This is a genomic window from Curtobacterium flaccumfaciens, from assembly GCF_051548005.1.
Lineage (GTDB): Bacteria > Actinomycetota > Actinomycetes > Actinomycetales > Microbacteriaceae > Curtobacterium.
Genome location: NZ_JBPUGH010000141.1, coordinates 1 through 8,829 on the forward strand (window position 1 = coordinate 1; position 8,829 = coordinate 8,829).

Sequence of the window (8,829 nt, forward strand, 5' to 3'; positions counted from 1 at the left end):
GCGCGTCGCGGTCCGCTGACGCGACCCGCGACCGGACGGGAGGCCCGTGGCGGATCCGCCACGGGCCTCCCGTCCGCTTCGCCATGCGCGGTGCGCGGTGCGCGGTGCGCGGTGCGCGGTGCGCGGTGCGCGGTGCGCGAGTCTCGTGCCCAGCGACGAGTCTCGTGGTCGCGAATGCGAGACGTGTCGCTCACCACGAGTCTCGTGGCGGCGGCCACGAGACTCGTGCGCGCGTCAGCGCGGGATGACCGAGAACAGGAACTTCTTCCGCACCATGTACCAGGCCAGGAGGATGAGCGCGGTGTGCGCGGCGAAGCCGACCCACCCGTTGAACCAGTCGACGCCGGGGATCGACGCGATCGCGAGCGCGAAGAACACCTGCCACACGAAGACGTAGAGGCTCGCCTGCCCGAGCGGGATCCACAGCCACCCGATGGCCGCCGCGATCGGCTTCCAGAACACCGTGAGGATCGCGTAGGACACGATCGCGAAGAACGCGATGTCGACCAGCCGACCCCACTGCAGGTCGACCCGCTGGTACGCCGTGTTGTAGAGCTGGTCGTACATCGCCGCGGGGAACGGCGCCGGGGTGAAGCCGAAGTGGTTCCCTGCCCAGACGTAGACGAGGAACAGCGCGTAGCCGACGATGCCGACGCCGATGAGCACCTTCCCGAGCCGACCGGTCAGCGCGCCGATGATCTGCCGGCGGTAGGTGCCGAGCACGAGTCCGTGCGTGAACACCACCTGCCAGGTGAGCAGGGGGAAGACCGCCTCGAACTGCGAGTTCAGCGGGCGGAAGTCCGGGTTGAGCGCCTGGTAGACGTACAGCGCCCAGCTGACGATGAGGAGCGCCCACCAGAACCCGCGCCGGATCACCCACATGAAGACCGGGATGAAGAGGCTGAGCACGACGAAGAGGCCCATGATGTTGAACGGCCAGGGACCCATCTCGAGCAGCAGGAACTGCCGGATCGCGAACCACGGCGGCGGGTAGGCCAGCAGCTGCATCGCGTTCGGGTAGAGGTCGTACACGCGCCCCTCGGCACCGACGCCACCGGTCCCGGTGCCCCGGTCGGTGAAGGTCGTGATCGCGTCGGTGTTGAGGAACGGCACGAAGCTCAGCGCGAAGACGACGAGGATCACGGCGAGCGTCACGAGGTACTGCTTGCGCGCCCGCTTCCACGCACCGACGGCCGCGGCCCACTCGCCGAACTTCTTGATGGCGAAGGGGTAGGTCATGCCGAGGACCATGCCGGACAGGAACACGAACATCTCGGCACCGGTGATGGCGCCGACCGCGTGCAGCGTGATGTACGAGTACGGGCCACCGATCTCGATGTGGGTGATGACCACGGCGAGGATGATGAACCCGCGGAACAGGTCGAGCCGGAGGTCGCGCCCGGGCTTGCCGTCGTCGGGGTACCGCCAGCTCGGCACGAGCCGGCCGAACAGCCCGCTGAGCAGGAACACCGCGGCGAGGCCGACCGCCAGCCAGACGATCCACGCCATCTGGTCGCCGCCGGTGTCGTACTGCTGGTTCGTGGCCGCGGCGCCGTCCTGTGGGGTGACGCGCTCGGTGACCGGGCCGAACACGAAGTCGCCCGCGCGCTCGAGGTCGGTGCGGAACGAGCCGGCGATGCCCGGGACCGCCGTGTCGCGCCAGTCGGCGACCCGGTTCCCGGCTTCGGGCTCGCGGCGGTTCGTCTCGAGGAACGTGATCCCCTCGACGAGCGGCTTGTCCTGCACCGCCGCGATGACCTGCCGCCACCAGCCCTGCTTGACGGTGAGCTCCGCGGCTCCCTTCAGGGAGTGGTCGTAGAGGGCACCGGTGTCGAGGAGCATCGGCAGGTCGCGAGCCTTCGCGAACCGGTCGTAGAAGGTGCCCTCGGTCACGGGCTGCTCGTAGCCCCAGGTCTCGTCGAACCGGGCCTGGACCTCGCCGGACTCCGGGGCGTCGTTGCGGGTGAGCGGCACGTCGCGGCCGGCGGCCTCGGTCGCCTTGCCCTTGCCGAACGAGAACATCGACAGCCCGACCCAGTCGACGCTCGACGCGCCGGGCCAGTACGGGGCGTAGGGGTCGTCCGCCGCGGTCAGCTGCCCGTCGCCGTTGGTGTCGAGTGCTTCGACGTCGGTCGAGGAGAGGTCACGGAGGCGGCCGGCGGACTCGCCGAACGGGTACCCGGCGCCGTACGACGGTGCCCAGACCATCGCCGCGTCGGACGTCCCCGCGTGGACCTGCTTCGCCAGCGCCCGGAACGTGCGCGTGAAGTCGGTCGGCTGCTGCCCCCACGACATCCACGTGCCGTTCATCTGCGGCGCGTACCGGACGAGGACCTTCGTGCCGTACTGCTCGTGGACCTGTTCGAGGAGCCGGTTCGCCTTCCGGGCGTCCGCGGTGGTCAGGGTCGAGAGCTCGTGGTCGGGTTCGAGGCTGACCACGAGGACGGCGCCCTGCGCGGCTGCCGCCCGGGTCGCGCGGAGCAGTTCGCGTTCGGCCGCGCGGTCGATCGGGTAGTCGATCTCGACGCCGTACATCGACGGCACGGCACCGAGGCGGCCCGCGTAGCCGTCCGGCGCGTCGTCGCCCCAGTCGAGGTCCGGACCGAACCAGCGCTCGCCCGCAGCCGGACCGGACGGGGTGTCCTTCGCGGCGGTCGTCGCGGACGCGGGCAACGCGCCTCCGAGGACGAGCGTGGCGACGACGAGGAGGAGTGCGAGGAACCGCCTCACCGGTCGCACACCAGGGTCCACACGTTCCGTCCGTGCTCGTGTCGGTGCTCCAGACGGTCGAGCGCGGCGATGGCGAGCGCGAGCCCGCGGCCGCTCTCCTCGTCGACGTCCGCCATGGTGACCGCCGCGAGGTCGACGTCGGCCGGACGGCCGTTGTCGGTGAGGACTGCGGTGAGTTCGTGGTCGGTGGCCTCGAGGTGCACGGTGTAGCGCCTGCCTGCTTCCTGGTCGGTCCGTCGGGTGTGCTCGACGATGTTGGCCGCGATCTCGGCGAGCGCCGTCTCGAGCTTGAAGCGGAGGGCGACGTCGTCGATGCCGAGGCCGTCCCACCAGGCGCCGAAGCGGTCCTGGACCTCGTCGAGGGACTCGGCGGTCGCGGGGACCTCGAAGGTCGTCGTGCTCACAGGGGACCTCCCACGGTGCTCGACTCGTGTTCGACGGGCGGGGTGAAGACCGGCGCCCGGTAGAGCACGGCCCGGATGACGATGCTGAAGATGAACAGGTCGAAGACGACCCACGCCGTGTTGACGAGCGGCGCGATGCCGTCGGCCTGCCCGGTGGCGTACCGGATGCCGATCATCACGAGGGCCGCGACGAGGGCGCCCATCGCGTACAGCTGCGGCTTCACGAGGTCCCACCGCGGCTTCTGGTCGGACTCGTCGCGGACCTTCGGCGTCACCCGGAAGCCGAGGGGCTTGCCGCGGAACACGTTCTCGAAGGCGCTCGTCACCGACTCGATCCACACCGGGAACAGCGCGAGCGAGTACTGCTGCCCACGCCACGTCGGTCGACCGGCGGCGACGACCCAGAACAGGAGCTGGTTGAGCACCAGGAACGGGATGAGCCGGGCGAAGAAGTCGACGCTGTAGGCCTGGACGGGGACCACCCCGAACGACAGGCAGAGCACCGGGGCGGCGATGTACACGATCGCGGCGAAGCCCGACAGGTAGCTCCACATCGTCGAGAAGTACATGAGGCGCTGACCCCACGAGAGGCCCTTCTGCACGAGCGGGTTCTCGCGGAAGAACACCTGCATGGTGCCCTGCGCCCAACGGAGGCGCTGCACGAGCATCGTCGGCAGGTCGTCCGGGGCGAGCCCGGTGGCGAGGATCTCGTCGTGGTACGCGGACTTCCAGCCGAGGCCGTGCAGGCGCATCGCGGTGGCCATGTCCTCGGTGACCGAGATCGTCGCCAGCGGCATGATCGGCTGCGCCTCGTCGTCGCGGTTCACGTCGAGCGCGCGGGCGAGCACGGCGATCGACTCGATCGCGGCGACCGGCGAGGCCTCCCGCTGCCCGAGCACGTCCAGCGCGGCGTCGTCGAGCCCGGCGAACGTGTCGGCCTCCGTCGACATGGCCGCGAGCTCCTGCAGGTCGTTCCGCACGGACTCGAGGTCGGCGGCGGCGAAGCGGAACGAGATCGCGTCGATGCCCCGCTGGAAGTCGTAGGTGACGTCACCGAGCGGTTCGCCGCGGGACACCTGCTCGCGGGCACGCTCGACCACGGCCTCGGCCTCGTCGAGCGCCCCGAGGACGCGCGGATCGGTCTCGGTCTCGCGCGCACGGGCGAGGAGCGTCCGGGACGTCTTGATGGTCCGCTGCACCGACGCCTCGACCTCGCGGACGTACCGGGTGACGCCGAGCTGCATGAGTGCCTCACGACGGAGGATCGCGTTCGACCCGCAGAAGAACGCGGCGTTCCAGCCGTCCTTCGACTGCTGGATCGGGCCGTAGAACAGCGGGGCCTGACTGCCGAGGAGATCCTCCTCCGGCACGTTCTCGAACCACTGCGGGGTCTGCACGAGCGCCATCCGGTCGTCCTTGAAGTACCCGAGGGTGCGGTCGAGGATCGCCGGGTCCGGCACCTGGTCGGCGTCGAGGATGAGGAGGAACTCGCCCTGCGTCGCGAGCAGGGCGTTGTTGAGGTTGCCGGCCTTCGCGTGACGGGGACGGTCGACCCAGTCGGCGCCGCGGGTGATGATCCCGATCCCGAGCGACTCGGCGGCCGCGCGCATCTCGGGGCGGTTGCCGTCGTCGAGGATCCACGTGGAGTGAGGGTGCCGGATGGCCTTCGCGGCCCGGGCGGTGCGGAGGACGAGGTCGACCGGCTCGTTGTAGGTCGTGATGAAGACGTCGACCGTCACGTGGTCCCCCGGCGGCGTCGGCGGCTCGCCGCGCTCGCGCAGCCGCCACGCCCCGAAGGCGAAGAGGAGGGAGTCGATGACGCTGTACGTCTCGGCGAGGATGAGCGGCACCGCGATCCACCACGAGTGCCAGTTCACCGACGCCGCCCACCGCCAGACGATGTAGTTCAAGCCCGCGATCGACGCGAGCAGGGCGACCGTGCGCACCGCGACCATGCGACGGCGGGGGGTGCCCGTGGTGAGTCGGCGCCGGTCCTGCCGGCTGACGTCGAGCGCGCTCATCCACGTCCTTCCCTCGGGAGGGTCCACCCCTGCTGGCGCGACCTGGTGAGTGATCGCGTACAGGACTGTCTACCGCAGGCGGGGGTCCGCTGTCAGCCGACACCCGCGGAAGGGCGCTCCGAGATGCCGAGGTCGTCCGCGAGACGCGCGACGACATGGTCGAAGTACGCCGCGGCGTCGGACACCGATCCGACCGCGTGCCCGAAGAGCTCGAACGAGACGACGCCGAACACGGTGGTCCACGCCATCAGGGTCCGGAGGACGAGCTCGTCCGGCAGGTCGTCCGCGAACCCACGTTCGCGCAGGTACGCGGCGGCGTCGCCGATGGCGGGCGTGAGGTCCCCGGGAGCCGACGTGGGTGCCGGGCGTGCACCGTGCCTCCCGGCCGTCCACGCGTCGACGACCACCTGGACGAGCACGTGCGTCGTGCGCGACGCCGGCTCGATCGTCTCCCGCGGGGCGACGTAGCCCGGCACCGGCGAGCCGTAGAGCAGGGCGAAGTCCCCGGGGTGGGCGACCGCCCACGAGCGGATCGCGCGACAGGCGGCGCGCCAGCGGCCGGTGACGTCCGCCCGGTCGAGGGCGGCGTCGGCCGCCTCGACGGTCGCGCCGAGCTCGTCGTAGTCGAGGACGAGGAGTGCGGTGAGCAGGTCGTCCCGACTCGCGAAGTACCGGTAGACCGCCGAGGACACCATCCCGACGTCCCGCGCGACGGCACGGAGGGCGAGCTGGCTCGGCCCCTCCTCGGTGAGTCGGGCGCGGGCCGCCGCGAGGATGCTCGCGTGCACGGCCTCGCGCGCCAGGGCGCGGGCGGTCGGCGGCTTGGTGTCCATCCCCTCACCCTGCCATGCGAGAGCACTGCACACAAACGAGAGCACCGCTCTTGCAAATGCTCGGGAGTCGGTGCAGACTGTGCTTGCGAGAGCACCGCTCTCCGAACTCACCAAGGAGGAACCCATGTCCGCTCGTCACCTCGTCATCGGAGCCGGCCCGGTGGGCCGGCACGTCGCCGCCGTCCTCGCGGAGCGCGGCGAGCACGTCACGGTCGCCACCCGCTCCGGGCGCGACACCGGCCTGGAGGGGGTTGGTCACGTCGCCCTCGACGCCTCCGACACCGACGCACTCACCCGGGCAGCGGAGGGCTCGGCAGTCCTCTACAACTGCGCGAACCCCGGCGACTACACGCAGTGGGAGCGCACCTGGCCGCCGCTCATGACCGCGATGCTCACCGCTGCCGAGCGGACCGGGGCGGCGTACGCGATCACGGGCAACCTCTACCCCTACGGCCCCGTCGACGGCCCGATGCACGAGGGACTGCCGGACGCCGCCACCGACCACAAGGGTGTCCTCCGCGCGACGCTCTGGGCCGATGCCCTCGCGGCACACCGGGCCGGGCGCGTGCGTGCGGTCGAGGTCCGCGGTTCGGACTACGTCGGGCCGGGCGTCGGCCAGAACGGCCACGTCACACGGGTGCTCCCCGCCGCGCTGCAGGGAAAGGCCGTCACGATGCTCTGCCGGACCGACCTCCCCCACACGTTCACGGACGTGCTCGACGTCGCACGGACCCTCGTCGCGGCCGCCCTCGACGAGTCCGCGCACGGACGCACCTGGAACGTGCCCTCGAACGCCCCGCGGTCCCAGCGTCAGGCCGTGACGGAGATGCTGGCGGTGGCGGGCAAGCCGCCGGTGCCGGTGCGTCGACTGCCCGCGGGCGTCATCCGCGCCGGCGGGCTCGTCGTCCCCTTCATGCGGGAGATGGCCGACATGACGTACCAGTGGACCCGGCCGTACGTGCTCGACGACTCGGCGGCACGGGCACACTTCGGGATCGAGCCGACGCCGTGGGAGGAGGTCTGCCGCCGCACGGTGGAGGGGCTGTAGCCGACCCTGCGCGACACGCAACACCTGTCGTTCACCTGTCGGCCACCGCTCGGTCAACCCGGGTCGCGAACATGCGAGGACACTCAGCCCCGCCCACCCCCTCCCGACAGGAACCCCGTGCCCGCACTCCGGACCATGCGGATCATCGCGCTCACCACCGCTCTGACCGCCACCCTCGGCGCCGCAGCCGTCTCCACCGAGACCGCGACCGCCGCCCCGAGCCCGATCACCGACGACCGCGACACGAGCTGCACCGCGGACAGCACCGCGGCACTCTGCGCTGCGCCGGACACCCTGCTCGACGTCCGCATCGGCGACGTGCACCCGACGCAACCGTCGCTCGGCTACGACGAGGTCTACTACAAGCTCGGCCGCTACTCGACCGCGCTGAGCAAGGACGCCGTCAACAAGAAGTTCGACGACTGGTGCGAGGCGAACGGGCAGGAGGAGGCAGCCACCGCCACGGCGACCTCCACCCTCACCGACCCGTCGTCGTTCACCTGCACGGTGCCGGTCGGCTCGGAGACGGCGGACACCATCGCACCGATGAAGACCGTCGTGATCGGTCCCGGCGGCACGCTGTACCTCACCGACGGCCACCACACGCTCACGTCCTTCGACGAGGACAGCGGCCCGGACGTGCACGTCCGGCTCCGCGTCCTCGGCAACCTGTCCGGCCTGAGCGAGTCCGCCTTCTGGCAGACGATGCAGGACAACCGGTGGGTCTGGCTCCGCGACACCGCGGGCAAGGCCATCACCCCCGCGCAGCTCCCGCAGAACGTCGGGCTCGCGAACTTCCAGGACGACAGCGCCCGCAGCATCATGTACTTCGGCCGCGACATCGGCTACACGGCCGACGGTGCGGTGCCGTTCCAGGAGTTCTACTGGGGCTCGTGGCTCCGCGCGCACCCGGAGCTCGGTCTCACCGGTTGGGACCAGGACGGCTTCGCGGGTTCGCTCGCGCTCGTCGAGCGGATCACGAAGGCGCAGGTCGCCCTCCCCCGCGACGAGGTCGTCGACGCCGAGAGCGGGTACACCGCCGCGGACCTCAGCACCCTGACCGCCTGGAACGACGGCAAGGCCGTGACGAAGGGCGAGTGGGCGAAGCTGTCCGCGCCGTACTCGTCGGACAAGCCCGGCAAGCTCGCGTACATGACCGAGTACCGGAAGACCCTGGCCGCGGAGCCGGGTGAGCCGGGCGACCCGGGGACGGACCCGACGGACCCGACCGACCCCGGCACCGGGCCCACCGACCCGACCGACCCCGGCACGGACCCCAGCGCACCGTCCGACCCCGGGACGTCGCCGGCCGACCCGGGCACGGAGGACCCCGCCGACCCGACCACGGTGCACGGCAGTGTCTCCGTGACGGGTGACCTCGTCGCCGGTGGTTCGGTGACCGTCCGCGGCACCGGCTTCGCGGCCGACACCGACGCCCGGGTCGAGATCCACTCCGAACCCGTCCGGCTCGGCACGGTGCGCACCGACGACGCCGGCGCGTTCACCCTCGCTGCGACCGTCCCGGCCAGCCTGCCCGCCGGGACCCACACGATCGTCGTGGTCGTCGACGGCGTGACCGTCGGGTCCACCGCGGTGACGGTCGCCGCCGCGGACGGCGCGGCTCCGGACGGTGAGCTCGCGTTCACGGGCGCCGACGGACTCGTCCCGGCAGCGGTCGCCGCGCTCCTCGCGCTGCTCGCCGGTACGGGCATCGTGGTGGCGCGACGGCGACGCGGTCACCGCGCGTAGTCAGCGCGAACCCCACAAAATGGAGGCGCGGTGCCAGCTGGCAC

6 protein-coding genes are annotated in these 8,829 nt (G+C 71.4%); 2 read left to right on the plus strand and 4 right to left on the minus strand.

Annotation, left to right across the window (positions count from 1 at the left end; all coding sequences use genetic code 11):
* Positions 1-234 precede the first annotated feature (234 nt).
* The 4 genes from opgC to ACSW7Y_RS14095 form a co-directional block, all read right to left on the minus strand.
* Positions 235-2,730: an OpgC domain-containing protein gene (opgC, locus tag ACSW7Y_RS14080; protein WP_438126873.1), complete on the minus strand. Its 2,496-nt coding sequence runs from the start codon at positions 2,728-2,730 to the stop codon at positions 235-237.
* A complete protein-coding gene (locus ACSW7Y_RS14085) occupies positions 2,727-3,134 on the minus strand; it encodes an ATP-binding protein (protein WP_438126874.1) in 408 nt (135 codons plus the stop codon). The genes opgC and ACSW7Y_RS14085 overlap by 4 nt, the downstream gene beginning before the upstream one ends.
* Positions 3,131-5,155, minus strand: a complete 2,025-nt coding sequence (locus tag ACSW7Y_RS14090) for a glycosyltransferase (protein WP_438126875.1) — start codon at positions 5,153-5,155, stop codon at positions 3,131-3,133. Before ACSW7Y_RS14090 ends, ACSW7Y_RS14085 begins: the two co-directional genes overlap by 4 nt.
* A 92-nt stretch (positions 5,156-5,247) precedes the next feature.
* Complete coding sequence (locus ACSW7Y_RS14095) at positions 5,248-5,988, minus strand: TetR/AcrR family transcriptional regulator (protein ID WP_438126876.1); 741 nt, start codon at positions 5,986-5,988, stop codon at positions 5,248-5,250.
* Positions 5,989-6,112: 124 nt separating this feature from the next.
* Between ACSW7Y_RS14095 and ACSW7Y_RS14100 the strand changes: the two genes are divergently transcribed.
* Together ACSW7Y_RS14100 and ACSW7Y_RS14105 are read left to right on the plus strand one after the other, a co-directional pair.
* On the plus strand, positions 6,113-7,036 hold the full coding sequence (locus ACSW7Y_RS14100) for an NAD-dependent epimerase/dehydratase family protein (protein WP_438126877.1): 924 nt from the start codon (positions 6,113-6,115) through the stop codon (positions 7,034-7,036).
* A gap of 117 nt (positions 7,037-7,153) precedes the next feature.
* Positions 7,154-8,785, plus strand: a complete 1,632-nt coding sequence (locus tag ACSW7Y_RS14105; protein ID WP_438126878.1) for a ParB-like protein — start codon at positions 7,154-7,156, stop codon at positions 8,783-8,785.
* Positions 8,786-8,829: the final 44 nt, after the last annotated feature.

Bases quoted from the DNA above. Each gene is read 5' to 3' on its own strand.
- ACSW7Y_RS14095 (WP_438126876.1), bottom strand. From the start codon at position 5,988: ATGGACACCAAGCCGCCGACCGCCCGCGCCCTGGCGCGCGAGGCCGTG.
- ACSW7Y_RS14090 (WP_438126875.1), bottom strand. From the start codon at position 5,155: ATGAGCGCGCTCGACGTCAGCCGGCAGGACCGGCGCCGACTCACCACG.
- ACSW7Y_RS14100 (WP_438126877.1), top strand. From the start codon at position 6,113: ATGTCCGCTCGTCACCTCGTCATCGGAGCCGGCCCGGTGGGCCGGCAC.